19 protein-coding genes are annotated in these 25,063 nt (G+C 73.5%); 10 read left to right on the top strand and 9 right to left on the bottom strand.

The window, feature by feature from the left end:
• Nucleotides 1-72 precede the first annotated feature (72 nt).
• Complete coding sequence (locus BSB02_RS19060) at nucleotides 73-1,242, bottom strand: FAD-dependent monooxygenase (protein ID WP_084960357.1); 1,170 nt, start codon at nucleotides 1,240-1,242, stop codon at nucleotides 73-75.
• 352 nt (nucleotides 1,243-1,594) lie between these two features.
• Here BSB02_RS19060 and BSB02_RS19055 point away from each other — a divergent pair, with 352 nt between their 5' ends.
• The gene (locus BSB02_RS19055; protein ID WP_084960356.1) at nucleotides 1,595-2,563 is read left to right on the top strand and encodes an alpha/beta hydrolase; all 969 of its coding nucleotides are present in this window, start codon (nucleotides 1,595-1,597) and stop codon (nucleotides 2,561-2,563) included.
• A 19-nt stretch (nucleotides 2,564-2,582) separates the two neighbouring features.
• Here BSB02_RS19055 and BSB02_RS19050 read toward each other — a convergent pair whose 3' ends face one another.
• Both BSB02_RS19050 and BSB02_RS19045 read right to left on the bottom strand, forming a co-directional pair.
• Nucleotides 2,583-4,043, bottom strand: coding sequence for an MFS transporter (locus BSB02_RS19050; protein WP_240506514.1), 1,461 nt, complete (start codon nucleotides 4,041-4,043; stop codon nucleotides 2,583-2,585).
• Nucleotides 4,040-4,597, bottom strand: a complete 558-nt coding sequence (locus BSB02_RS19045; protein WP_084960355.1) for a TetR/AcrR family transcriptional regulator — start codon at nucleotides 4,595-4,597, stop codon at nucleotides 4,040-4,042. The genes BSB02_RS19050 and BSB02_RS19045 overlap by 4 nt, the downstream gene beginning before the upstream one ends.
• 78 nt (nucleotides 4,598-4,675) lie before the next feature.
• Here BSB02_RS19045 and BSB02_RS19040 point away from each other — a divergent pair, with 78 nt between their 5' ends.
• Entirely contained in the window at nucleotides 4,676-5,221 is a 546-nt protein-coding gene (locus tag BSB02_RS19040) for a TetR/AcrR family transcriptional regulator (RefSeq protein WP_240506513.1), read from the top strand.
• Here BSB02_RS19040 and BSB02_RS19035 read toward each other — a convergent pair.
• The 3 genes from BSB02_RS19035 to polX all read right to left on the bottom strand — a co-directional run bounded on the left by BSB02_RS19035 (nucleotide 5,159) and on the right by polX (nucleotide 9,600).
• Complete coding sequence (locus BSB02_RS19035) at nucleotides 5,159-6,640, bottom strand: WS/DGAT/MGAT family O-acyltransferase (protein WP_084960353.1); 1,482 nt, start codon at nucleotides 6,638-6,640, stop codon at nucleotides 5,159-5,161. The genes BSB02_RS19040 and BSB02_RS19035 overlap by 63 nt on opposite strands.
• Before the next feature lie 133 nt (nucleotides 6,641-6,773).
• Nucleotides 6,774-7,823, bottom strand: coding sequence for a sulfite oxidase (locus BSB02_RS19030; RefSeq protein WP_084960352.1), 1,050 nt, complete (start codon nucleotides 7,821-7,823; stop codon nucleotides 6,774-6,776).
• 91 nt (nucleotides 7,824-7,914) lie between these two features.
• Nucleotides 7,915-9,600, bottom strand: coding sequence for a DNA polymerase/3'-5' exonuclease PolX (gene polX / locus BSB02_RS19025; RefSeq protein ID WP_084960351.1), 1,686 nt, complete (start codon nucleotides 9,598-9,600; stop codon nucleotides 7,915-7,917).
• A gap of 523 nt (nucleotides 9,601-10,123) precedes the next feature.
• On the opposite strand from polX, the gene BSB02_RS19015 reads away from it, so the two are divergent.
• From BSB02_RS19015 to BSB02_RS18990, 7 genes are all read left to right on the top strand, one after another.
• Nucleotides 10,124-10,543, top strand: coding sequence for a hypothetical protein (locus BSB02_RS19015; protein WP_084960349.1), 420 nt, complete (start codon nucleotides 10,124-10,126; stop codon nucleotides 10,541-10,543).
• 253 nt (nucleotides 10,544-10,796) lie between these two features.
• A complete protein-coding gene (locus tag BSB02_RS19010) occupies nucleotides 10,797-11,945 on the top strand; it encodes a histidine kinase (RefSeq protein WP_084960348.1) in 1,149 nt (382 codons plus the stop codon).
• 147 nt (nucleotides 11,946-12,092) lie between these two features.
• On the top strand, nucleotides 12,093-14,570 hold the full coding sequence (lanKC, locus tag BSB02_RS19005) for a class III lanthionine synthetase LanKC (RefSeq protein ID WP_084960347.1): 2,478 nt from the start codon (nucleotides 12,093-12,095) through the stop codon (nucleotides 14,568-14,570).
• Nucleotides 14,571-14,574: 4 nt separating this feature from the next.
• Entirely contained in the window at nucleotides 14,575-14,706 is a 132-nt protein-coding gene (locus BSB02_RS39765) for a SapB/AmfS family lanthipeptide (RefSeq protein WP_143590877.1), read from the top strand.
• A gap of 73 nt (nucleotides 14,707-14,779) precedes the next feature.
• Nucleotides 14,780-16,432, top strand: a complete 1,653-nt coding sequence (locus BSB02_RS19000; protein WP_240506512.1) for an ATP-binding cassette domain-containing protein — start codon at nucleotides 14,780-14,782, stop codon at nucleotides 16,430-16,432.
• Nucleotides 16,433-16,563: 131 nt separating this feature from the next.
• Nucleotides 16,564-18,363 carry an ATP-binding cassette domain-containing protein gene (locus BSB02_RS18995; RefSeq protein WP_084960346.1) on the top strand — a complete coding sequence of 600 codons (1,800 nt, stop codon included), beginning with the start codon at nucleotides 16,564-16,566 and terminating at the stop codon, nucleotides 18,361-18,363.
• Nucleotides 18,360-20,420, top strand: coding sequence for a prolyl oligopeptidase family serine peptidase (locus BSB02_RS18990; protein ID WP_084960345.1), 2,061 nt, complete (start codon nucleotides 18,360-18,362; stop codon nucleotides 20,418-20,420). Before BSB02_RS18995 ends, BSB02_RS18990 begins: the two co-directional genes overlap by 4 nt.
• On the opposite strand, the gene BSB02_RS18985 is transcribed toward BSB02_RS18990, so the two are convergent.
• Nucleotides 20,313-20,918, bottom strand: a complete 606-nt coding sequence (locus BSB02_RS18985) for a response regulator transcription factor (protein ID WP_084960344.1) — start codon at nucleotides 20,916-20,918, stop codon at nucleotides 20,313-20,315. The genes BSB02_RS18990 and BSB02_RS18985 overlap by 108 nt on opposite strands.
• Before the next feature lie 196 nt (nucleotides 20,919-21,114).
• Here BSB02_RS18985 and BSB02_RS18980 point away from each other — a divergent pair, with 196 nt between their 5' ends.
• Nucleotides 21,115-22,182, top strand: coding sequence for a class I SAM-dependent methyltransferase (locus BSB02_RS18980; RefSeq protein WP_084960343.1), 1,068 nt, complete (start codon nucleotides 21,115-21,117; stop codon nucleotides 22,180-22,182).
• 19 nt (nucleotides 22,183-22,201) lie between these two features.
• Here BSB02_RS18980 and BSB02_RS18975 read toward each other — a convergent pair whose 3' ends face one another.
• Nucleotides 22,202-23,989, bottom strand: coding sequence for a vWA domain-containing protein (locus tag BSB02_RS18975; RefSeq protein WP_084960342.1), 1,788 nt, complete (start codon nucleotides 23,987-23,989; stop codon nucleotides 22,202-22,204).
• Nucleotides 23,986-25,047, bottom strand: coding sequence for an AAA family ATPase (locus BSB02_RS18970; protein WP_084960341.1), 1,062 nt, complete (start codon nucleotides 25,045-25,047; stop codon nucleotides 23,986-23,988). Before BSB02_RS18970 ends, BSB02_RS18975 begins: the two co-directional genes overlap by 4 nt.
• Nucleotides 25,048-25,063 lie beyond the last annotated feature (16 nt).

The raw sequence follows: 25,063 nt of genomic DNA, 5'->3' as shown, positions 1-25,063 counted from the left end.
CCGGCGCTGGTCCGGCACTGATCCGGTACGGCTGGGCCCGGCTCCCTCGTGTGGGGCCGGGCCCTGCTCGTGTCAGCCGGCCCCGTGCCGGTCCAGCCCCAGGACGAGCCGTCCGACCGCGTGGTCGACCCGGTAGTACAGCCGCGGCGGGACGTGCGGGAGCAGCCGGGAGTGGCGCCGGCTGATCAGCGCCAACATCTGCTCCGGCGGAAGGCTGAGATAGCGCGGGAGATTCTCGTAGAAACGCGCGCTGTAGCGAGCCGCCCTCTGGGCGGGCCGGAGCGCGGACTTGCGTGCCCGCTCGTAGCGGGCGAGGGCGGTCTCGAGCGTGGTGCTCTCGTGTAGCGCGGCGACCAGGACGGCGGTGTCCGCCAGCGCGAGGGCGGTGCCCGCGCCGATGGAGAAGTGCGTGGTGTGCGCGGCGTCCCCGACCAGCACGAGGTTGCCGCGGGACCACCTCCGGTTGGTCAGGGTGCGGAAGTTGCGCCAGCGCGCGCTGCCGCCGGCGTGCGCCCGGCCGATCAGCGGGTGGCCGTCCAGAATGCCGGCGAAGAGCTTCTCCAGCTGGGTCAGGCAGCCGGTCTCGCTCGCCTCGTGGAAACCGAGCCCCTTCCAGGTCTCGGGTGAGCACTCGACGACGCAGGTGCTGTGGTTCGTGTCGTACCTGTAGCCGTAACACCAGATCCAGCCGTGCGCGGTCTCGACGAAGGCGAAGGTGAAGGAATCGAAGACCTTGGTCGTACCGAGCCAGATGTACATGTTCCGCCCGACCACGACCTCGGTGCCGAAATGGTCGGCGTGGCGCTCTCGCAGCACGCTGTTGACGCCGTCGCCGACGACGACGAGGTCGGCGCCGGCCACCTCGTCCTCGCCGGCGATCTCCCGCTCGAACTCGATGTTCACGCCGAGGGAGCCGGCCCGGTCGGCGAGGATGCCCAGCAACTCCCGCCGGCCGATGCCGAAGCCCTCATCCCAGTGATCCACCATCACCGGCGCGCTGTCGCCGACGTGCGCGACCCAACTGTCCCAGTGGACCGAGTTCGCGCTGATGGCTTGCGCCGACTCATGGTCGGCGCGGTAGAGGTTCTCGAGCAGTTCGTCCCAGTAGGTCACGCCCCAGCCGTCCGTTGCCCCGGCCGGGTTCCGCTCGTAGACGGTGATGTCATGGGACGGGTCCGCCCGCTTCATCAGGACCGAGAAATACAGACTGGCGGGACCGCCGCCGACACAAGCGACCTTCACGCGACCCCCCTTGGTAGCGAAAAGTAGCCGATCTGTTGCATAGGGTAGCAAACCGTGACGGCGGGATGGTCTGCTGCTGCTGAGCCGCTGGTCAGAGGATGACCAAGGATCGGGCCGCCGCGTCCGGCCGCACCTCGGAAGCCGGCCGCGCGGTGTGCACAAGACGCTGCGGGCCCCGGAGAACGACATCCGCGACGGGATCAAGACCTGGAGCCAGGACCCCAGGCCATTCGTCTGGACCGGGACCGCCGACGAGATTTTCGGACGCCTCGCCTCATATCTTGATCGAATTCCTGGCGCAGGACGCCAGAGGGCTGGTTATTATCCGCTTTGTCCAACAAGGAGGGCGGGCATGGCGGCCAGGGTGCGCGGGTGCCTGATCGGCGCGGTGGTCGCGGGCGGCCTGGCCGTCCTGGTCGTGGCGGTGGCCACGGCCGTCCTCCTGCGCCGCGGCGGCGAGCCGCCGCCGTCCCCGGCGCCCAGCCCTTCGCCGCGGGCGCTGCGGGTGCTGGAGGAAAAGCGCCTGGACGAGCGCAGGATGGAGTTGCGGCTGCGCTCGCAGGCGCTGGAGGCCGAGACGGGGGTGCGGCTGCTGCTGCCCGAGGGCTGGTCCAAGGACGCCGGCCGTACCTGGCCGGTGCTGTGGCTGCTGCACGGCGGGCTCGACGGCTACACCGCGTGGACGGCCAAGACCGACGTGGACCGGCTGACCAGGGGCGACGACGTGATCGTGGTGATGCCCGACGGCGGCAGGTGCGGCAGCTACTCCGACTGGTGGAACGGCGGCCGGGGCGGCCCGCCGCGGTGGGAGACCTACCACCTCAAGGAGCTCCTCCCGCTGCTGGAGGCGAGGTACCGGGCCGGACCCCGGCGGGCGGTCGCCGGATACTCCATGGGCGGCCAGGGCGCCATGCTGTATGCCGCCAAGGGCCACTTCAAGGCCGCGGCCTCCTTCAGCGGCGCCCTGCACATCCTGCAGCCCGGCGTGCCCCAGGCGGTGATGGCCGGGACGGCGCTGGGCTGCTTCGGCACGGACTGGAGGCGCATCTGGGGCGACCCCGAGCGGCAACGCGCGATCTGGCGGGCGCACAACCCCTACGACCAGGTCGCCAGGCTCCGGGGTGTCCGCCTCTACGTCGCCGCGGGCGACGGCGACCTGGTCGAGCAACTGGCCAACCGGGCGGCCCGGGCCTTCGCCGAGCGGGCGCGCGAGGAGGGGATCGACGTGCGGACCCACTTCACCCGCGGCGGCCACAACCACGACACCTGGCAGCGCGAGCTGCACCGCGCCTACCCGATGCTGTTGTCGGCGCTGCGGTGAGGTCAGTGCTGCGCTGAGGTCAGTGCTGCGCTGAGAGCCGCCGTGGCGCCAGCCGCCACACGACCGCCGCGGTGACCAGCATCAGGACCGCGCCGCACACCCCGGCGACGGCCAGCGACTGCTCGAAGGCCTGCCTCGCCGGTACGGCCAGCGGACCGCCGAGCGCCCCGGCGAGGGACTCCCGGGCCGCGGCGGGGGCGTGGGACGGCAGCCCGGCCCGGTAGACGGCGGCCGCCACGCTTCCGAGGACGGCCACGCCCAGCGCGCCGCCCAGCTCGTAGCTGGTCTCCTCCATGGCCGCCGCGTTGCCGGACCGCTCCGGCGGCGCCCCCGCCATGATCATGGCCGAGGCGATGGCGAGCGAGCCCTGCCCCAGCCCGATGAACGTCAGGCCCGCCGCCACGGCGAGGTAGCCCAGCGGGGCCGCGACCAGCGCGAGGAACCCCAGCCCGGTGACCGCCAGCCCGCCCGCGACCACGCCGCGCGCCCCGATCCTCGCGGCCAGGGCGGGCGCGAGCGGCGAGGCGACGGCGGCGGCCAGCGCGGCGGGCACCAGCCGGATGCCGCTCTCCAGCGGCGAGTAGTCCCGCACCAGCTGCATCCACTGGGTCAGCAGCAACAGCACGCCCGCCATGGAGATCGCCGTGGCCAGCGCCGTGACGACGCCGGCGGTGAACGGCCGGCCGGCGAACAGCCGCAGGTCCAGCAGCGGGTCCGGGCGGCGCAGGCAGCGCGCGGCGAACCAGCCCAGCGTGACGGCCGCCACGACGAGGGCGATCGGCGTGCCCGGCTCGGCCAGGCCGCCCTCGCTCAGGTGCTTGATCGCGTAGACCAGCGCCACCATGCCGACGATGGACAGCACGGTCGCCACGGCGTCCCAGCGGCCGGGCCGGGGGTTGCGCGACTCGGGCAGCAGGAGCAGGCCCGCGACGATCGCCACCGCCATGACCGGCACGTTCACCAGGAACGCCGCGTGCCAGGAGAAGTGCTCCAGCAGCAGGCCGCCCAGGACGGGGCCCAGCGCCGCGCCCACGGCCGCCATCGCCGACCACACGCCCAGCGCCGTCGCCCGCTCGCGCGGATCGCTGAACAGCGTGCGGATCATCGACAGCGTCGAGGGCATGATCATGGCGCCGCCCGCGCCCAGCAGCGCGCGCACGGCGATCACCGCGGCCGGGCTTTCGGCCCACAGGACCAGCGTCGAGGCCGTGCCGAAGAGCACGAAGCCCAGGATGAGCACGCGCCTGCGCCCCCACCGGTCGCCCAGCGCGGCGGCGCCGACCAGCAGGCCGGAGACGACCAGGGAGTAGACGTCGACGATCCACAGCTGGGAGATGGCGTCGGGCCGCAGGTCGGCGGCGATGGCGGGCAGCGCCACGTTCAGGATCGTCATGTCCATCACGACCAGCAGCAGGCCGGCCGACAGGACGGCCAGGCCCGCCCAGCGCCGGGTGGCGGAGGGGGTTTCGGTGACGGTCACGCCGTCCCCCGCAGGAAGGTCTCCAGCAGCAGGCGGCTCAGGTCGCGGCGCGCCACGTCGCCGCGGCGCAGGCTCTCGACGGCGGCCACGAGCAGGCCGTAGAGGGTGTTGCTGATCCAGCGCACGGGCAGGTCGGCGCGCAGGATCCCGGCCCGCTGGCAGGCGGCGAACAGCTTCAGCTCCAGCTCCTCCAGCTCATCGATCCGCCGCATCAGCGCGGCGTCGTCGAGCAGGGAGTTCGCGGTCAGCGTGAAGCCGTGCTCATCGGCGATCTCCGCCTGGCCGATCACCAGGGCGTGCAGCGCGGCCTCCAGCGTCCTGGGGTCCCCGGACTCGATCGCCTCGGCGACGCCCGCCTGCTTCTGCGCGCGTTCCCAGTACTCCATCGCCCGCCAGCCCAGCGCCGACACCAGCTCGTCGCGGGTGGCGAAGTGCCGGTGGAGGGTGGCGCGGCTGACCCCGGCGGCCCGCGCGATCTCCTCCATCGACGCGGTGGGCGACTGGTTGAGGTGGCGGAGCGCGGCGGCGGCGATCTGCTCTCGGCTCACAACCATGTGCGACAACTCCGTCTAGATTGATACATCACTGTCTCAGTCTAGGCGATGAGGCGGCCGGAGGGCTATCGTCATGCTGTGAGAATCGGGGACGCACGGACGCGCATCCTCGACGCGGCCGAGGAGCTGTTCGCGACCAGCGGGTACGAGGCGACGCCGGCCTCCATGATCGCCAAGTTGGCGAACGTGCCCAAGGGGCTGGTGTTCCACTACTTCCCGCGCAAGATCGACGTGCTCGTGACGCTGGTGGACGAGCGCACCCTGGTCGAGGAGGACAGGGACGTCGAGGCCGTGCCGGGCGACCCGGCGGGCACGCTGTCCCGGCTGGCCAGGCGGCTGCCGCTGCGCGCCTCGCCGGCGATGCGCCGCATCCTGTTCCGCGAGGCCGACACGCACGTGTCGGTGCGCGAACGGCTGAGCCGGCTCAACGGCGAGCTCATCAGGCGGGCCCGCTTCGCGCTGGAGCTGGCCCTGCCTACCGCGCGCGGCGACGCGGCCCGGCTGGAGGTGGCCGCCGCGACCTTCGCCGCCGTGCTGCTGTACCAGGAGACGCTGACCCAGCTAACCGGCCACCGGATCGACCCCGACGCCGTCGCGGAACTCATCGCCGGCGGTCTCCTCTAGCGCCAGGAACCCGGCCATGGCCGCATGCAGGTGGTCCATCAGCCGCCACACGTCCGGAACGCGCCGCGGGCAGGCCACCAGGCCGAAGTCGAGCATGCCGTCATAGGACAGGCACGTGATCGCCAGGCCGCCGGTGGCGTCGCTCACCACCGACAGCGGGTAGTAGGCCAGCACCCGGCCGCCGCACAGGTACAGCGGGAACTGCGGCCCCGGCACGTTGCTCACGATGAGGTTGACCGGGGCCGGGCCGAGGGACGCCAGGCGGAACAGCGCCGGCATGGCCAGGGCGGCCAGCGGCGGGGGCAGCAGCTCCGACGCCTCCACCGGCCAGCCGGCCGGCGCCAGCGCGAAGCGGCGCTTGGCGGTGTCCATCGCCCGCTTGACGGCCCGGAGCCGCTCGACGCCGCCCGGCACGTCGGTGGCCAGCGGCACGACCATGGCGGAGATCTGGTTGCCCGCCCGCTCCAGGGCGCCGGCCGTACGGACCGCGACCGGCACCGCAGCCACCAGCGGGCGGTCCGGCAGCGCCGCCAGCTCGCGCAGCCAGGCCCGCAGGGCGGAGGCGCACAACGCCATGACGACGTCGTTCACGGTCAGGCCGAACGCCCTGCCGACCCGCTTGACGTCCTTGAGCTGCACCGAGCCGAACGCCACCTGGCGCTCGCCGCTGATCGGCCCGTTGAACGGGGTGCGCGGCGCGGCCAGCGGGGGCAACGGCGGCACGCGACGCCGGCCGCCGGCCGCCTGCCGTACCGCCTGGGCCACCAGACCGGCGCCCGGCAGCGCGGACACCAGCGGCACCGCGTCCAGCTCCGCCGCGGTCCGCGCCAGCGACCGCAGCGCGCGGAAAGGGTGCTTCACCGTGCGCGCGGCGGCGCGGGCCAGCATCTCCGCCGGCGAGGGCGGCGTGGCCCGCGGGCGCTCGGCGGGCTCGACCGCCCGCGGCTCGGGGGACAGGTCCAGCAGCGCCGCCAGCGTCTCCGCGCCCGACACGCCGTCGATCGCGGCGTGGTGGACCTTGGTGTAGACGGCCACCCGGCCGCCCGTCAGCCCCTTGATCAGGTGCATCTCCCACAGCGGGCGGCTTCGGTCCAGGCGGCGCGCGTGCAGCCGGGCGACCTCCTCGGCCAGCCGCTCGTCGTCCCCCGGCGCGGGCAGCGTCGTTTCGAAGACATGCTGGTCGACGTCGAAGGAGGTGTCCTCGGTCCAGTACGGCCGGTCCAGCCCGAGCGGCGCCTCCACGAGCCGCTGGCTGAGCGCGGGGGACAGGTGCATGCGCTGCGTCACCAGCCTGGCCAGTGCCTGCCTGGTGACCGCGCCCCCGGTCGCGTCGAGGATCGCCACGCCCGCCACGTGCGCGGCGGTGGTCGCGGACTCGATGTTGAGGAACTGGGCGTCGAGCGCGGTCAGCTGGGTCATCGCGCCTCCCTCGCGTGTCGCCGATGAGCCGATGGTGACGTGGCTTCGTTTCTCCGGGGTTTCCGCGAGAGTCTTTCAGATGAAATCGACTGGTCCGGACGGACACGCAGGTCAGCGCGGTGGTGAGATTTCTCTACCCGGCCGTCACGCGGATGGGGTGTTGCACGACGGCGTCGAAGTGGTAGCCCTGCGGGTGCCAGGGGGCGAGGAGCGGCTGGACGGCGCCGTGCTCGTCCGTGGCGCGGGCCAGCAGCACGTGGTCGCCGGTTTCCCGGGGCGACCAGCCGATGTGCCACGGCAGCCAGGCGCGCGCCAGGCGGCGTCCGTGGTGCTCGGCCGCGCGCCAGCTCGCCCCGCCGTCGAAGCTCACCTCGACCTCGACGATCCGCCCGGCGCCCGACCAGGACCTGCCGTGCAGGATGTACGGCCGGCCGCGCACGAACGTCGCCTCCCACGGCAGCTCGAAGGCGCTCTTGACCGGCTGCACCGACACGTCGCGGTAGAAGGCCGTGGTCCACGGCGTGGCGACGGGGCGGGTGGACACCTCGATGTCGCCCAGCCACTTGATCGAGGCGGTGCCCGCCCAGCCGGGCACCACGAGCCTGGCGGGGAAGCCGTGGTCGGGCGGCAGGGGCCGGCCGTTCATCTCGTACGCCACGAGGACGTCGGCCAGGGCCTTGGACACCGGCAGGGGCCGCCGGACGTGGCCGTGGTCCTCGAACGGGGCGTCCAGGCCCTCGGCCACCACGTCCACGGCGTCCTCGCGCAGCCCGGCCAGCTGCAGCAGGTGCCGCAGCGGCACCCCGCGCCACCTGGCCACCCCGATCGCGCCGAGCCCCCACGCCGTGCCCTCCACGGGCTGGTGCTGCTGCGTGCCGTAGAACCGCCGCCCGTTGCCGGCGCACTCGACGGCGGCGTCGATCGTGGCAGGCGGCATGGCGAGCAACTGGCCGTAGGTGAGCGTGAGGGGCCGGCGCAGGCCGTCGCCGTGGAGGCGCAGCCGCCAGGTGGAGGGGTCCAGGAGCGGGGTGGCGGTGTGGTTGCGGACGAAGAACCGGTCGACGGGCGTGTGGTAGCCCTGTCCGGCCATCGCCTCCCAGCGCATCTCGGCGCCGGTCTCGCGCCGGATGAACAGGTGCGGGGGCAGTGGCTTGACGATCGTGGCCACGGCATGGGTCGTCATGAACCCGATATTCCCTACTTGCAAACCCTTTAATCTCGGCGCCCCGCCGTGCTCCCGAGGCTCACAGGGGCCCTACCCGGGCGCGAAGGTGCTAGGCCCTCTTGAGGAAGGCCAGCAGCCGCTCCAAGGGCCAGGTATTGATGACGTCGTCGGCCGTCAGCCACGCCCGTTGCGCGATGCCGATGCCGTAGCGCTGGTGCGCCAGGTGGGGCACCGCGTGCGAGTCGCTGTCGATCGAGAACTTCACCCCGTGGTGCCTGGCCCGGCGCACCAGGTCGGAGGGCAGGTCCGACCGGTCGGGGTAGGCGTCGATCTCCAGCGCCGTGCCGGTGCGCGCGGCGGCGCGGAAGACGGCGTCCCAGTCGGCGTCCACGCCCTCCCGCTTGCCGATCTTGCGCGTGGTCGGGTGCCCGATGATGTGCACGTGCGGGTTCTCGCACGCCGCGATGAACCGCCGCGTCATCTCCTCCCGCGACTGCCCGAAGTGCGAGTGCACGCTCGCCACGCACACGTCGAAGCCCTCCAGAACCTCTGCCGGCCAGTCGACCGACCCGTCGGGCGCGATGTTGAGCTCCGTGCCGTGCAGCAGCCGCATGCCCGGGTAGTCCGCCTGCAGCTCCGCCAGCCGCTCCCGCTGCTCCAGCGCCTTGTCCAGCGTCATCCGCTGCATCACCAGGTCCGGCGCGTGGTCCGTCACCGCGTAGTACTCATACCCACGCGCGTGCGCCGCCGCCACCATGTCCTCCAGCGACGCCACGCCGTCGGTCAGGTTCGTGTGCGTGTGCAGGTCGCCCCGCAGGTCCTCCAGCACCACCAGTTCGGGCAGCTCGCCGCGCAGCGCCGCCTGGACCTCCCCGCCGTCCTCGCGCAGCGGCGGCGGCACCCACTGCATGCCCAGCGCCGCGTAGATCTCCTCCTCCTCGGCCCCGGCGATCAGCCGCTCGCCCTCGAACAGGCCGTACTCCGACAGCTTCCAGCCCTTCTTCACCGCGATCTCGCGGACGGTGACGTTGTGCTCCTTGGAGCCGGTGAAGTACTGCATGGCCGCGCCCCACGACGCGGCCGGCACCACCCGCAGGTCCACCTGGAGGCCCGTGGTGGTGCGCACGGAGGTCTTCTTCTCGCCCGCCGCGATGACCTCGGCGACGTACGGCTGGGCACGGAACTCCGCCATGATCTCGTCCGGCGCCACGGCGAGGATGTCGATGTCGCCGATCGTGTCCTTCATGCGCCGCAGCGATCCGGCGTAGGCGATGCGCTCGGCGGACAGCGAGGACATCACCTGCTCGGCCAGCGCCATGGCGATGCCGATGTGCACCCGCCGCCCCGCCTGCTCCAGCTGCTCGACGCCCTTGAGCAGGTTCGCCAGCGTCTTGGCGCCCAGGCCCCTGACCCCGTCGAGCCGCCCGGAGGTGATCGCCTCGGCCAGCGCGGCGGGGGAGTCGATGCCGAACTCCTCGAACAGCATGATCGCCGTCTTCGGCCCGAGGGAGGGCACCTTGGTCAGGCTGCGCACCCCGGCGGGAACCTTCTCGCGCAGCGCGTCGAGCTGGCGGAAGCTGCCACGCTCGAGGAACTCCTCCATCTTCAGCGCGATCGCCTCGCCGACCCCCGGCACGCTGCGCACGTCGACCGTCGAGATGTCCTCGGGGAACCCGGCGATCGCCTTGGCGGCCTTCTGGTAGCTGCGCACCCGGAAGGCGTCGCCTCCGGTCAGCGCGAACAGCTCGGCGTACTCCTGCAGCGCGGCGGCCGCCTCCTCGTTTGCCCGTGCCATGGGCTCAGCTTAGGGCTTGATCGCGCAGGCGCGGGGGCGGCCGCCCGGCTGATGGCATGCCGGACCGCATGACCCGATCACCTGGTGGTGGCAGGGGATGGTGAGGGCGAGACCGGCAGCCCGGCGTAAATCTCGTCGAGAACCGTTGGCAGCAGGGCGTTCGCCGTGGTCCTGCCGTCGGGCGACACGGTCAGGTTCGTCCATAGCACGGATGCGGCGTCATTTACCTTTCGCGGAGCGTCGGTTGCCGTGCGGGGGAAGCGTCCCGCTATAGGGTCGTCGGGGTCGGGGCATGGTGTCCGGGCGGGCGCGGAGCGGCCCGCCGTCATGGGAATTCTGGCAAGGGGTAGAACGAAGAATGGCCGGTGGAACGCCTCCCGATCCGAGGAGAAAAGGGAAGCGAAACCTGCCCGAGATCCATCCCACTCTGCGTGGTGTCGCGGCCGCGTCGGCGGCGGGAACACTGGTCATCTGATGGCCGGCGTTCACGCTGGGCGCGTACAGCGCCATCTTCTTCGACACCGTGCTGGCGCTCTGGGCGGTGGGCACGGCGGTGCTGCTCTCGGGCGTGGCCATGCGCAGCAGAGGCGCGATACCTTGGGGCGGCTGGATCGCCCTGGCACTGCCCTCGATCTGGATCGTCCTGGCTATCGTGACGCGCAGGAGCCCAGGTTTCCCCTTCCTCCATTACTTCGAAGTGGTGCTCACCCTGGTGGGAGCCCCGTTGCTGACATGGCTGCTGACGAGCGTCCTCCTGCCCGACTACGCGGCGCTTCCCGTACCGCACCGCCTGAGGGCCATCGGGGTCACGATCGTCGTGGGAGTGCTGGCCTTCCTGCTCGGCAAGTTCAATCACCTGTTCCTCACGTGCGCCGATTTCGCCGTCAGCGGCAACAACGACCCCGCGAACTGCGCCCCGGGAAGACCCTTCCACCTCCTCTGACCCCGAACCGCGGGTCACCCCGGGGAACGGCCCGGCCCACCCGCCTCCGTCCCCGCCCCATCGCGCCCTTTGCCAGGCACGGCGGCGCGGTGATCTCCCCACCTTCCGGCTGGCTGGAACGACGCCGCCCCCGCGCATGCTGAGCGGTGCCACTGATCGACAGTCGCTGGGTGCGTCCGTTTCGGGACGCGGGGTTAGAGGCGCCCTCCTCCAGGGGAGAAGATGATGGCTCCCGCCTCCACACGAAGGGTTCATGGTGCGCCCACCCTGGCTGCGCTCGGTACGGCTGGCATCGTTGTCCCCGCTGTGGCTGGGCGGCTTCACGCTGGCGGCCGGCCGGCTGGGGCTGGTGGCGGCAGTGGCCCACGCGTCGGCCGCGTACCTGGCCGCGTACGGCACCGCCGCGCCGCTGGGCGGGGCGGCGTGCCTGGCGGCGGTGTTCTGCCTGCACGCGATGGCCGTCCTGCGGGCGATCAGGCGCCGTGGCCGCGTCTGGTGGCCGCTGGCCGGGCAGGCGGTGCTCACGGTGGCGCCGTGGACGGTGCTGGGGGCGGCCTGGGCGCCGGTCGCCTCCCTGCTGACCGCGAGCCTGCTCGTGCTGGCCGAGCGATTACGGACCTGGGTCCCGGTGCCGCCGGCCGTGGCGTGCGGCCCGCTGCTGGTGCTGGGCGCCGATCCGCGGCTGTGGGGGCTGGCGCTGGCGGTGCCCGCCGCGGGGATGGCCGAGTACGCGGTGATCAGCCTGACGGTCCGCGCGCACTGCCTGGGCGTGCTGCGCGCCGAGGAGGTACGGCGGGCGGCCGAGGCCGAGCGGCACCGGCTCACCCGCGACCTGCACGACCTGGTGGGGCACCGCCTGGCCGTCCTGGTGCTGAAGATGGAGCTGGCGCAGCGGCTGGCGGAGAGCGGCGATGTGAAGGCCGCGCTGGAGCTGGGGGAGGCGCTCGCGCTGGTCCGCGCCATCACGGGCGAGGTGCGCGCGGTGGCGCGTGGCCAGGTCGCGCCGTCGCTGCAGGACGAGCTGCTGTCGGCGCGCGCGATCCTGGAGTCGGCGGGCGCCCGCTGCCACGTCGAGGTGGGCTGCGGGGACCTTCCCGAGGCGGTCGACAGGGTGCTCGCCCTGGTGGCGCGGGAGGGCGTGACCAACATCCTGCGGCACGCCACCGCGAGGGAGTGCGAGATCCGCCTCGCCGAGAGCGACGGGGTGATCCGGCTGTCCCTGGCCAACGACGGGGTCAAGGCCGGGCGGGACGGGCACGGGCGGGACGGGCACGGGCGGGACGGGCACGGGCGGGGGTTGCGCAACCTGCGTGAACGCATCACCGAATTAGACGGATATATCGAGACGTGGCGAAGCTTGGATGGACATTTCCATCTGATCGCCTGTATTCCGCAAAAATAGCGTCCAAATCGCCGTCCACAACCTATGGTTACTTTTTCACAAAACGCTGTACATATGATCACGAGGGTTGATTAACCCTGTAACTAGCCATCCTTCCGGCTAGCCCGACATTCTCTTGGGGGTGACCTGAGAGAGGGGCCGGGCTCGATGGATCAGTATGAGCTTTACTGTCTCGCGGATCCGCTGTTCTACGACGTGCTCCACGACAAGACGGCGGAGGCGACGTTCGCGGCCGCGCGGCGTCCCGTCCCCGACGGCTGGTCCCATCACGCCACCGACACGTGGATGTACTACGCGCCCGAGGGGGAGCCGCTCCCGCTTCAGGGCTGGAAGATCCACGTCTCCGCGAAGGTCGACCACGCCGAGCGGGCCGTGGCCACGGTCTGGGACTACTGCGTGCCGCGCGGCATCGCCTTCAAGTTCCTGCGCGGCGTCCCGGTCCTGGTGATGCTCGGCTCCAAGGCGGCCTCGCGCGCCTCCAGCGGCAAGCTCGTCACCGTCTACCCGCGCGACGAGGCCCAGCTGGAGCTGGCGCTGAAGGACCTCAACGAGCTGCTGCGCGGCGTCGAGGGCCCCTACATCCTGTCGGACCTGCGCTACGGCGACGGCCCCCTGTACGTCAGGTACGGCGGCTTCGCCGAGCGCCACTGCCTGTCGGAGGCCGGCGAGCGGGTGCTCGCGGTGGAGGACGGCCAGGGCCGGCTAGTCCCGGACGTGCGGCACGCGGTCTTCTCCGTGCCGCCGTGGACCACGCTGCCGGAGTTCCTCCAGCCCCACCTGGCGGCCCGCAACGCGGTCACCACCGAGGGCCTGCCGTACAAGATCGAGAAGGTGCTGCACTTCTCCAACGGGGGCGGCGTCTACCTGGCCGAGGACCTGCGCACCGGCAGGCGCGTGGTCCTCAAGGAGGCCAGGCCGCACGCCGGGCTGGACGCGGCCGGGCGGGACGCGGTGGCGCGCCTGACGCACGAGCGCGACATCATGCGCCGCCTGGCCGGCCTGCCCGCCGTCCCCGAGCTGATCGACGACTTCACGCTCGGCGAGCACAGCTTCCTGGTGCAGGAGTTCGTCGACGGCGTGACCCTGCAGCGCCGCCTGGTGCACCGCTTCCCGCTCACCAAGGCCACCTGCACCCGCCGGGACCTGGAGGAGTACGCCGCGTGGGCGCTGGAGACCGCCGAGCGGGTGGAGCGGGCGGTGGACTCCCTGCACGGGCGCGGCGTGGTCTTCGGCGACCTGCACCCCGACAACGTGCTGCTCACCGAGAGCGGCCGGGTGGTGCTCATCGACTACGAGGTCGCCACCCTCGCCGACGAGCAGGCCCGCTCGGCGCTGGCCCATCCCGCCTTCGCCGCCCCGGCGGACCGGCAGGGCGTGGAGGTGGACCGCTACGCCCTCGCCTGCTTACGGCTGGGCCTGTTCGCCCCGCAGTGCACGATCATGCAGCCCCTGCACCGCGCCAAGGCCAGGCACCTGGGCGAGATCGTCACGGACGTCTTCCCCGTGCCGCCCCAGGTCATCCGCCGCGACGTCGACACCATCGCGGGCCGGGCCGCCTGGGAGCCGCCGCCCATGCCGGGCGAGGCCTCCTGGCCCGAATTGCGCGACGCGATGGCCCGCGCGATCGTCGCGAGCGCCACGCCCGATCGCGACGACCGGCTCTTCCCCGGCGACATCGCCCAGTTCCAGCCTGGGCGCGGGCTCAGCCTCGCCTACGGCGCGGCCGGCGTGCTCTACGCGCTGGCGCGGGCGGGCTGCGAGCCGGTGCACGCCGGCTGGCTGGCACGGCACGCCAAACACCCCCGGCAGGGCTCCGGCCTCGGCCTGTACGACGGCCTTGCCGGCGTGGCCTACGTCCTGGACGTGCTCGGCCACCGGCAGGACGCCCTCGACGTGCTGGAGATCTGCCTGCGCGAGGACTACGAGCGGCTGGAGTCGGCGCTGCTGTCCGGCCTGCCGGGCATCGGGCTGACCCTCTACCACTTCGGCCGCGACGACCTGGCCGCCCGCGTGGTCGACATCTGCGCCGACCGGCTCGGCGGCGTCGAGGACGTGCCCGAGCTCAGCGGCGGCTCCCGCCCGCGCGCCGGGCTCATGTACGGCTCCAGCGGCCCGGCCCTGCTGTTCCTGCACGCCTACGAGCGCACCGGCGACGGCTCGCTGCTCGACCTGGCCGAGACCGCGCTCCGGCAGGACCTGCGCCGCTGCAGGCGGGCCGACGACGGCTCGCTCCAGGTCAACCAGGGCTGGCGGCTGCTGCCGTACCTCGACGAGGGCTCGGCGGGCATCGCCATGGTCCTGGCGCGCCACCTGACCCACAGACCCCACGAGGAGCTGGCGGACGCGCTGGCGCGGCTGCGCCTGGTCGCGCGCTCCGGCTTCTTCGTCCAGTCCGGCCTGTTCACCGGGCGGGCGGGCATCGTCGCCGCCTTCGGCTCAGGCGCCGCGGGGCTGCGCTGGCACGCGCTGCCGTACGGCGGCGGGCTGGCCTTCCCCGGCGACCAGCTCCTCCGCCTGTCCATGGACCTGGCCACCGGTACGGCAGGCGTCCTGCTCGCCCTGGCCTCGGCGCACGCCGGGCCCCGAGCCGGCCTGCCTTTCCTCGACGAGCGAAGGGAGGTGTGAACGAATGGTCCTTCTCGACCTGCAGGGTCTGGAGGCTCCCGCGAGCAGCGACGTCGCCAGCGGCGGCAGCACGCTCACGGCCCTCACGTGCCACTCCGGCAAGCCGAGCAACCTCAGCGTCGCTCTGTGCCACTGATCCGGGTGTCCCTCATCCGGTGACCGACGGCCGGGTGGCCCACGCGGCCACCCGGCCCCGTCATGTGGAGGACATGATGCGCTTGGCCGATCGGCTGGCGGCGCGTGCCGCGCGCCGCGGCGGCCCGTGGCCGGTGCTGCTGGCGGCCGGCGCGACCGCCGCGGCGGCCGGCGAGCTGGCCCTGCCGACCCTGATCGGCGGGACGATCGACAGCCGCGGCGCGGCCGGCTGGCTGGGCGCGTGCCTGGCGGCCGTCGCGGTCGTGCTGGGCGGGGAGTGCCTGGCCGTGTGGGCACGCGGGCTGACCGGCGCGCGGGCCTCGGCCTGGGTGCGGCGGGCGGTCGTACGGCGGCTGCTGGGCGCCGGGCCGGACATGACGCGCCGCTTCCCGCCCGGCGAGCTCGTCACGCGCGCGGGAATGAACGCGGAAGAGGTGGGACGGGCGCCGGAGGCGCTGGTGAGCGCCGTCGCCCTGCTCGTGCCCACGGCCGGGGCGCTGGTCGCGCTGACCCTCATCGACCCGCTGCTGACGCTGGCCCTGGGCGCGGGGGTCGCCGCCATCCTCCTGGTCCTGCGCGCCTTCCTGCGGGCCGGGGGCACGCTGTCCGGCGCCTACCAGGAGACCCAGGGACACATCGCCGCGCGGCTGGTGGACGCCCTCGGCGGCGCGCGCACGATCGCCGCGGCCGGGACCGTCGAGCGGGAGGCCCGGCGGGTGCTGGAGCCGCTGCCGCGGCTGCGGGCGCACGGCGCGGAGCTGTGGCGGGCCACGGCCACGGCCGGCGTGCGGGCGGGGGTCATGGTGCCGGTGCTGGAGGTGGCGGTGCTGGCGTGCGGGGGGTGGCTGCTGGCCGGGGGACGGCTGACGATCGGGGAGCTGTACGCGGCGGCGCGGTACGCGGTCCTGGGCGCGGCGCTGAGCGGCGCGCTGGGCTACGTCGGGCAGCTGGCGCGGGCCCGGTCGGCCGCGGGCCGGGTCGCCGAGGTGCTCGACGTGCCGGTCCTCGGGTACGGCACGCGGCGGCTGCCGGAGGGCGACGGGACGCTGGAGCTGCGGGGGACGCCCGTAGGGGACCTGGTGGTGCCGGGCGGGTCGGTCACGGCGGTCGCCGGGCGCTCGGGGTCGGGCAAGAGCGCGCTGGCGGAGCTGGCGGGGCGGCTGAGGGACCCGGCGACGGGCGTCGTGCTGCTGGACGGGGTGCCGCTGCCCGAGCTGTCGCGCCAGGAGCTGCGAGCGGCGGTGGGATACGCCTTCGAGCGTCCGGTGCTGCTGGGGGAGACGGTCGGGGCGGCCATCGGGATGGGCGGGATCGACGGCGGAGGTGCCGAACGGGCGGCTCGGGCGGCGGGAGCCGACGGCTTCATCGGGCGGTTGCCGCGGGGATATGGGACGGCGTTGGCGTCGGCGCCCCTGTCGGGCGGGGAGCGGCAGCGGCTGGGACTGGCCCGGGCCTTCGCGCGGGCGCGGCGGCTGCTCGTGCTGGACGACGCCACCTCAAGCCTGGACACCGTGACCGAGCGGCAGGTGAGCAGGGCGCTGACCGAGCAGTACGGCGGGTGCACGCGGCTCGTCGTGACGCACCGGGTGGCGACGGCGGCTCGCGCCGATCGGGTGGTGTGGATGGAGGACGGGCGGGTGCGGGCCGTGGGCACGCACGGGGAGTTGTGGAGCGAGCCGGAGTACCGGGCCGTCTTCGAGGAGCGGCACTTCGAGGAGCGGCAATGACCTCGACGCCTCCGCCTTCTTCGCCTCCGCCTTCTTCGCCACCGCCTTCTTCGCCACCGCCTTCTTCGCCACCGGCTTCCTCGCCACTGCCTTCTTTGCCACCGCTTTCCTCGCCGGAAGCCCTGGGCGGCATGCCGTCATCCTTCACCCCCGCCCTCCGGCCCGGTGCCGTGGTGCGGGCGGCGTTGGGACGGCGGCCGGGCGCGCTGGCGAGGATCGCGGCCTGGTCGCTGGTCGAGGTAGCCCCCGCCTTCCTCATCGGCCACGCCGTCGCCCGCGCCGTCGACGGCTTCGCCGCGGGCGCGCCCCTGCTCGGGCTGGCCTGGCTGGGTCTGCTGGGAGCCGCCTGGCTGGCCGCCGCGGGCGCCGCCCGCCAGGTCGTCCTGGCTGTCGCCGCCGTGGCCGAGCCGTTCCGCGACGACCTCCTGGAGCGGGTCGTCCGCGGCGTGCTCGGCCACGCCGTCGCCTCCGCCTGCGCGCCGCGAGCCGGCAGCGCCGCGGTCGCGCGCGCCACGCTCCAGGTCGAGCTGGCCAGGGACGCCTTCGCCGCCCTCGTCGGCGTGGTGAGGGGCTTCGCGTTCACGCTCGTCAGCGCAGGGGCCGGGCTGCTGACCCTCGCGCCCTCGCTCGCCGGGCTCGTGCTCGCGCCCTTCGCCGCCGGGGTCGCCGTCTTCGCCGCTTCCCTGCCCGCGCTCGCCCGCAGGCAGCGCGCGTACCTCATGGCCGACGAGGCGACCACCGAGCTGCTGACCTCCGTCGCCCACGGGCTGCGCGACATCACGGCGTGCGGGGCCGAGGAGCGCGTCGGCGCCGACGTCGAGCGCCGCATCACGGCCCAGGTGGCCGCGGCGGGCGCGGTGGCGCGCGTCACCGCGGTCCGCACGGCGGCGCTCGCCCTCGGCGCCTGGCTGCCGGTCGTGCTCGTCCTCGCCGCCATGCCCACGCTCCTGCGGAACGGCGTGGGCGTGGGGACCGTGGTGGGGGCGCTGGCGTACGTCACCCAGTCCCTGGCCCCCGCGCTGGGCGGGCTGGTCGAGGGCGTGGGCGTCAGCGGGGTCCGCCTGGTCGCGGCGCTCGACCGCATCCTGCGGCCCGATCGCGCAACGCCGAGGGAGCGGCCCAGCCGTACGGCGTCGGCGGGCCGTACCGCGTCAGCCGGCTCGCCGGCGTCGGCGAGATCCCTGGCGTCGCCGGGCCGTACCGCCGCCTCGGACAGCCCCGCGATCGAGCTGCGGGGCGTCACCTTCGCGTACGGCCCGCATGCCGAACCGGTGGTCCGCAACCTGGACCTGGCCGTCCCGCGCGGGCAGCACCTCGCCGTGGTGGGCCCGAGCGGGGCGGGCAAGTCGACGCTCGCCGCGCTCGTCGCCGGGCTCCTGCGGCCCGGCGAGGGCGAGGTGCTCGTCGGCGGCGTCCCCGCCGACCGCGCCGGCCCGGCGGCGCGCGTGCTGATCCCCCAGGAGGCGTACGTCTTCCGCGGCACCCTGCGGGAGAACCTCGCCTACCTCGCCCCCGCGACCGATCGGGAGGTGATGGCGGCCGTCGAGGAGCTCGGCGCGCACCCCCTCCTCGACGTGGTGGCGGCACGGCGAAGCGCCGCCCTGGACGCCGAGGTCGACCCCGGGCGGTTGTCCGCGGGCGAGCGGCAGCTGGTCGCGCTCGTCCGCGCCTACCTCAGCCCCGCGCCCCTCGTCATCCTCGACGAGGCCACCTGCCACCTCGACCCCGCCTTGGAGTCCCGCGTCGAACGCGCCTTCGCCCGGCGCGGCGGCACGCTCGTCGTCATCGCCCACCGGCTGGGCTCGGCCCGCCGGGCCGGGCGCGTCCTGCTGGTCGACGGCGGGCGGGCCGTCGCCGGAACCCACGACGAGCTCGTCTCGACCGTCCCCCTCTACGCCGACCTCACCGGCCACCGGGAGCCCGTCTCATGACTTGTCCGCACGCCCCTCGCCTGCCCGTCGTCACCACCCTGCACGGCCACGACGTCCCCGACCCCTACCGCTGGCTGGAGGACCCCGCCGCCCCCGAGACCCTGGCCTGGCTGGCCGCGCAGGAGGACCTGTGGCGGGCCCACGCCCGCACCCTGCCCTGGCGTGACCGCTTCCGCCGCAGGCTCGCCGAGCTCGGCGCCGTCGGCGCCGTCACCCCGCCCGTGTGGCGCGGCGGACGCCGCTTCTGGCTGCGCCGTACCGCCGGGCAGGAACACCCGGTGCTGCACCTGGACGAGGACGTCCTGCTCGACCCCATGCGCCTGGACCCCACCGGGCTGACGACGCTGGACGAGTGGCAGCCCGACCACGACGGCCGCCTGCTGGCCTACCAGGTGTCGCGGCGCGGGGACGAGCGCGCCGAGCTGTACGTCATGGACGTCGCCGGCGGCACCCGCGTGGACGGCCCCGTCCACGGCTGCCGCTACTCGCCGGTCGCGTGGCTGCCGGGCGGCCGGGCGTTCTGCTACGTGCGCTTCCGCGAGGGCGTCTTCCTCCACAGGGTCGGCGAGCCGGACGACGAGCTGCTGTTCGCCTCGCACCCGGGCGCCTCCTACGGCCTGGGCGCCGGTCCGGGCGGCGAATGGCTCACGGTGTCGGCCGCTCCCGGGCCGTCCGCCCCCAACGAGCTGTGGCTGCTGCACCCGTCCACCGGCGAGCTGCGCGCGGTGCAGGAGGCGGGGGTCGCGCGCAGCGCGGCCGCGGTGGGCCACGACGGCCGCCTGTACGTGCTCACCGACCGCGACGCCCCCCGGGGCCGCCTGTGCGTCGCCGACCTCGGCGACCCGCGGACCTGGCACGACCTCGTCCCCGAGGATCCCGGCTCCGTGGCGCGGGCCTTCACGGTGCTGGAGGACAGGCTGCTGGTGTCCCGGGTACGGCACGCGGTCGCCGAGATCGGCGTGCACGACCTGGCGACCGGGCGGCGCGTCGGCGGCGTCGAGCTGCCCGGCAAGGGGAGCGTGGGGTCGCTGACCGTCCGGCCGGAGGGCGGGCATGAGGCGTGGTTCACCTACACCGACGCGGTCACCCCGCCCGGCGTGTGGCGGTACGACGCCCGCGAGAACACCACGACGCCGTGGGCGGCTCCGCCGGGCGACGCGCGGCTGCCGGAGGTGGACAGCCGCCAGCTGACGTGCGTGTCCGCCGACGGGACCCGGGTGCGGCTGATCGTGGTGGCGCGGCCCTGGACCGGCGGCCCGCGGCCGGCGATCCTCACCGGCTACGGCGGCTTCGGCGTCCCCCTCACGCCCGGGTACGCGGCCGACTCCCTGGCGTGGGTGGAGGCCGGGGGCGTGCTGGCCGTCGCCGGGATCCGTGGCGGCGGGGAGGAGGGCGAGGCCTGGCACCGGCAGGGCATGCGCGAGCACAAGCAGAACTCCTTCGACGACTTCGCCGCCGCCGCTGAGAAGCTCATCGCCGACGGCTGGACCACCCCGGCGCAGCTGGGCCTGTGGGGTGAGTCGAACGGCGGGCTGCTCGTGGGCGCGATGCTGACCCAGCGGCCGGAACTGTTCGCCGCGTGCGTGTGCGCCGCGCCGCTGCTGGACATGGTGCGCTACGAGCGTTTCGGACTGGGCGCCGCCTGGCGCGGCGAGTACGGCTCGGCCGAGGTGCCCGAGGAGCTGGCCTGGCTGCTGGCGTACTCGCCCTATCACCGGGTACGGCGCGGCGTGCCGTACCCGGCCACGCTGTTCACCGTCGCGGGCGGCGACACGCGGGTGGACCCCATGCACGCGCGCAAGATGTGCGCGGCGCTGCAGTGGGCGGGCTCGCCGCGCCCGGTGCTGCTGCGGCACGAGCCCGACGTGGGGCACGGAGCGCGCGCCGTGAGCCGGTCGGTCGACCTGGCGGCCGACGCGCTCGCCTTCCTCGCCGCGCACACCGGCCTGTCAGATCCACCCGGCCTCCCTGGCGATGCGGATGGCGTCGATGCGGCTGCGCGCCCCCAGCTTGGTCCGCGTGCGGCTCAGGTAGTTGCGGACCGTGCCCCGGGCTAGAAACAGCGACCTGGCGATCTCCTCGATCGACGACCCCTCGGCCGCCGCGCCGAGCACGTCCAGCTCGCGCGGGGTGAGCGGCGCCTCGGGGCCGGTCATGGCGGCGATCGCGAGCGAGGAGTCGACCACGCGCCCGCCGTCGGCGATCTTCCTGATGGCGTCGGCCAGCTGCGCGGGCGGCGCGTCCTTGGCCAGGAACCCGCGGACGTTGACCTCGAGCGCCCGCTTGAGCGCCCCGGGCGTGCCGACCCCGGTCAGGATCAGCACCCCGCAGGCGGGCAGCTCCTCGTGGAGCTCCCTGGCCACCTCCAGCCCGTCCTGACCGGGCATGGCCAGGTCGACCACCGCCACGTCCGGCCTGCTGGCCTGCGCGGCGGCCAGCACGCGATCGCCCCTGTCCACCTCTGCGACGATCTCGATGTCCTCCTCGTAGGCGAGGAGGGCGACGAGGGCGCCGCGCACGAGATCCATGTCCTCCGCGAGCAACGTTCGGATCACTGTGGTCCTCTGGGTTCTCAGCGTGACTTGTCGACTACATCCTGACTAATTAGTCAATGGCTGAAAAGCCAGCTGTTACATAAACCCGGGTCGCCCTTGGTCCGAAATATGTCTCTAGAGTGCCATTCTGTGTGCATAGTCGGCGCCACTCCGGGCAAGTCTGGAGGCATCTCCTACGTTGGTGAGGTGCCCGCGTATGTTCTCGCCCCGCAGACGGCTGTATCGATTGGTGTACGGCACGCGTTATGACCGGGTGCCGTGGGGCCAGCGCGTCTATGTCCGGCCCGGTGAGCGTTATGCCCGCGAACTGCAATGGCGCTGGCGGCTGCGGCGGGCGCCGGTCATGTCGCTGGAGGAGTACCGCCGGCGGACGCCGCTGGGGGAGATCGAGGAGTTCATCGCCTGCACGCTGTGCGGGGAGACGCGCCAGCAGCCGCTGTTCGAGCCCAGCGACAAGAACTGGAGCTACCGCGTCGTCCGCTGCCCCTCCTGCGGCTTCCTCTACCGCAACCCCAACATCCGGCCCGAACGGCTCGGCGACCTGTACGCCAACAGCTACAGCAAGTTCCTCACCGGGAACTACGCCGAGAACCGGCAGCGCCGCTACCGCCTCGTCATGGACTCGTTCTCGCCGGTCTTCGACGACGGGCAGGGACGGCGGCTGCTCGACTTCGGCTGCGGCGCCGGGCTGTTCCTGGAGCTGGCCGAGCAGCGCGGGTTCGACGCCGTCGGCGTGGACCTGTCGCCCGACTCGGTCGAGCAGGCCAACCAGCGGTGCAGCAAGGCGCGGGCGTACTTCGGCTCGCCCCGGGACGTGCCGGAGATCGCGGCCGGAGGCTTCGACATCATCACGCTGTGGTCGGTGCTCGCGCACCTGCCGCGGCCCCTGGACGACTTCAAGCAGTTCCGCGAGCTCCTGGCGCCCGGGGGGCTGCTCATGATCCTCACGGTGAACGCGCGGTCGCTGCTGCTGAAGGCCTACGGCGACAAGTGGAGCGGGTTCACCAAGAACCACCTGATGTTCTACTCCAGCAAGACGCTGCCCACGCTGCTGCGCAAGACGGGCTTCGCGGGGGTGGCCTTCGCGCCCCACTACGGGGACACCGTCGAGGCGGGGACGACGAAGCTGTCGCCCGAGCTGAAGGCCCGGCTGGAGCGCAACGTGCGCCGGTCGGACGGGGGCAACATGATGCGCGCGCTGGCGTTCGCCGACGAGGAGGCCATCGCCCGGTGGGAGGACAAGCTCAAGATCCACCGGCTCTGACGGCCCGGGTCACGGAAGATCACGACATGCGGAAGACGGGGCCGCGCGGGCGGAACGGCAGGCCGGCGCCCGCCGGCACCAGGAATGCGTGCTCCCTGCGGATCCGCACGACGTCGCACATCCCGTCCGTGATGACCAGGATCGGCCCGTCGGGCGGGAAGTCGCCGGCCCGCTCCAGCAGCGTGATGCCGGGCTGCAGGACCGTGCCGCCCCGGCCGCGCACCCGGACCTTCCCGGCGATCTCCTCCACCGGCAGGTAGCCGGCGTCGTAGGCCGCGGCGTCGCAGAACACCACGCGGGCGCGGGGCACGTCCCGGGCGGTCGCGTAGGAGGCGATCGCCCCCAGCGCCTTGCCCAGGAGCTTCACGTCCATCGAGCCGGAGGTGTCCAGCACCACGCCGAAGGTGGCATGCCGTACCCGCTCCTCCGGCTGCACCCACCCGGGGCGCGGGATGTGCGGGGTGGCCGCCTGGCGGCGGGAGGCGCGGGCGTAGGAGCGCCGCCGCTCCATCGGCGTGAAGTGCTCGTCGAACCAGCGGGCCAGCGCCGCGTCCCAGGGCAGCGGCGGCTGGTCCAGGGCCCGGATCTCCTGTTCCAGCCCCGCGGGGACGAGACCGCGGCCGGCGGCCTGGTGGTAGGCCAGCCCCTGGCACAGCGCGTTGCGGTAGTACTCGTCGAGGTCCACGCAGCCGCCCTGGCCCAGCGGCCGGTCCATCACGTCGCCGAGCCCGCGGCCGCGCAGGGTGGCCAGCTTCCGCAGCCGCCGCAGATCGGTGACGATCTGGTCGTAGACTGCCTCCGCGGACATGCCGCGCAGCGACTGGTCGTGCAGCAGCCCTTCCGGCATCTCGCCCACACCCATCTCCACGAGCCAGCCGTTGACGACGTAGTCGCAGGCCACGTTCCAGATGTACGGCTCGCGCCAGGCCACCCGCTCGCCGTGCCGCAGGGCGGCGTGCAGCATCTCGTGGGCCAGCACGAACCGCCACTCCTCGATCGACAGGCTCACGAGCGGGTTGACGTAGATCTCGCCGGCCTGCGCGCTGACCGCCGCGATTGAGATGTCCCAGGCCCGGGCCAGCTCCGCGTCGGCGACGATCTTCATGCCGGCCGCGAGCGCGCCCAGCAGCGGGTAGCTCGACACGAACCAGCCCAGGGCCCGCTCCCACGGCTTCTGCTCGCGGCGCGTGCCGTCCTGGCCGGCCACGCCGCCGACCTCGTCCAGCGCGGCCGTGGCGGCGTCGGCGATGCCGATCGCGAACTGCTCGGTGTAGGACTGCTCCGCCGTGCCGATGCGGAAGTCGGGCTCGCCGGGCGGGGCGACCTCGGCGGGCAGGCCGAGCCGCCGCCAGCGCTCCGCCAGCGTGAGCTCGTCCTCGGCGGGCATCGGCTCGGGCAGCGGCCAGGGGCACCGGCCGATCTTGAGGGTGCCCAGGAAACGGTCGACCGCCAGGCAGCAGGCGGCCCGGTAGGCGGGGTGGGGCAGGTGCACCCGCTCACCCCACCGCCTGGCCACCACCTCGCCGAGGTCGGCCGGCGCGCACGAGCGGGCCTCCGCGTGCCCGAAGCCCAGGTGGAGCAGGAGGTGGGCGAACACCCACGCCCACTCCTCCGCCGGGGCGCGGCGGGCAGGATGGTGGAAGACGTCGCCGTCCTCGCTGATCACCGCCCAGGTGTCCGGCCCCAGGTTCTCGTCCTCATGCAGGTAGGGGTGGAAGACACGGAACAGCGGCCTGGCCGTGACCGTCTCCCAGGCCTTGTGCACCTCGGCCCGCCAGGGATCGGCCTTCTTCTTCCTGCCCCTCATGAGCGTGCCGCCGCCAGGCGCGGCAGGTCGCGGCCCACCTCGACGAGGAACCAGGCGGGCAGTGCGGGCGCGCCGTCGTCGTCGTTGGCGATGACGAGCTGGGCGCACTCCAGCGAGATCTCGGCCAGCTCGACCAGCAGCGCCTTGGCGCGGAAGGCGAGGTCACGGCCGCGGGCGGAAGCCCCGCGCCGGTCGGCGGGCAGTTCCTTGATCAGGCGGGCCCGGAAGGTCTCCGACAGGAAGTACAGCAGGTCCCGCTGCTCCGGCTCGCGCGGCCAGGACACCTCGCCCTTGAGCACCGCGTCCAGGTCGAAGGCGTGCCGGACGGTCTTGACGTAGGCGCGGAAGGCCGAGGCGTGGTTCCTGGTGAGCGTGCCGAACGCGAGGACGGCCAGCGTCTCGTCGTCGATGTCGTCGCCGTAGGAGTGGATGACGTCGCTGAGCATGTGCCAGGCGCGCGGGGAGGAGAACGGCTCCTCGGTCTTCGGCGGCGGGCTCCACAGGTGGTCGGGGCGCTGCACCAGGTACTGCAGGACCCACGGGTGGATGCCGCTGCCGGCCGCCCACGCCAGCCAGTCGTCGGCCGAGGCCCGCAGGTGCACGTGGACCAGCCGGTTGACCAGCGCGGAGGCCATCGGCCTGGCCAGGGCGTTGTCGGTGGCCCGGTTGCCCGCGCCGATCACGACCGACCCTTCCGGCAGCTCGTAGGCGCCGATCCTGCGGTCCAGGATGAGCGAGTAGAAGGCCTTCTGCACCTCGGGCGGGCTCGCGTTGAGCTCATCCAGGAACAGGCAGTACGGCTCGTCCCTGGCGATCGTCTCGGGCGGCGCGAAGCGGCTCTTGCCGCCCGCCAGCTCCGGCACGCCGATGAGGTCCTCCGGCGCCAGCTGGGTGCCGAGCAGCGTCACGCACTCCAGGCCGAGCGAGCCGGCGAACTGGCGGACCAGCGAGCTCTTGCCGATGCCGGGCGCGCCCCACAGGAAGACCGGGCGCACGACCGCCACATGCAGCAGCACCTCGGGGAGCTGCGCGGGAGTCACGGTCACGATCGCCTGCACGGTCTCCAGGGTGACG

Origin of the sequence: Thermoactinospora rubra (assembly GCF_002093975.1) — a bacterium.
GTDB classification, from domain to species: domain Bacteria; phylum Actinomycetota; class Actinomycetes; order Streptosporangiales; family Streptosporangiaceae; genus Nonomuraea; species Nonomuraea rubra_A.
This window is presented reverse-complemented; position numbering and strand designations above follow the sequence as displayed.

Coding starts and splice junctions, on each gene's coding strand:
- BSB02_RS19055 (WP_084960356.1), top strand. CDS start 1,595: ATGGCGGCCAGGGTGCGCGGGTGCCTGATCGGCGCGGTGGTCGCGGGC.
- BSB02_RS19045 (WP_084960355.1), bottom strand. CDS start 4,597: ATGGTTGTGAGCCGAGAGCAGATCGCCGCCGCCGCGCTCCGCCACCTC.
- BSB02_RS19035 (WP_084960353.1), bottom strand. CDS start 6,640: ATGACCCAGCTGACCGCGCTCGACGCCCAGTTCCTCAACATCGAGTCC.
- BSB02_RS19030 (WP_084960352.1), bottom strand. CDS start 7,823: ATGACGACCCATGCCGTGGCCACGATCGTCAAGCCACTGCCCCCGCAC.
- polX (WP_084960351.1), bottom strand. CDS start 9,600: ATGGCACGGGCAAACGAGGAGGCGGCCGCCGCGCTGCAGGAGTACGCC.
- BSB02_RS19010 (WP_084960348.1), top strand. CDS start 10,797: ATGGTGCGCCCACCCTGGCTGCGCTCGGTACGGCTGGCATCGTTGTCC.
- lanKC (WP_084960347.1), top strand. CDS start 12,093: ATGGATCAGTATGAGCTTTACTGTCTCGCGGATCCGCTGTTCTACGAC.
- BSB02_RS39765 (WP_143590877.1), top strand. CDS start 14,575: ATGGTCCTTCTCGACCTGCAGGGTCTGGAGGCTCCCGCGAGCAGCGAC.
- BSB02_RS19000 (WP_240506512.1), top strand. CDS start 14,780: ATGATGCGCTTGGCCGATCGGCTGGCGGCGCGTGCCGCGCGCCGCGGC.
- BSB02_RS18995 (WP_084960346.1), top strand. CDS start 16,564: ATGCCGTCATCCTTCACCCCCGCCCTCCGGCCCGGTGCCGTGGTGCGG.
- BSB02_RS18990 (WP_084960345.1), top strand. CDS start 18,360: ATGACTTGTCCGCACGCCCCTCGCCTGCCCGTCGTCACCACCCTGCAC.
- BSB02_RS18980 (WP_084960343.1), top strand. CDS start 21,115: ATGTTCTCGCCCCGCAGACGGCTGTATCGATTGGTGTACGGCACGCGT.
- BSB02_RS18975 (WP_084960342.1), bottom strand. CDS start 23,989: ATGAGGGGCAGGAAGAAGAAGGCCGATCCCTGGCGGGCCGAGGTGCAC.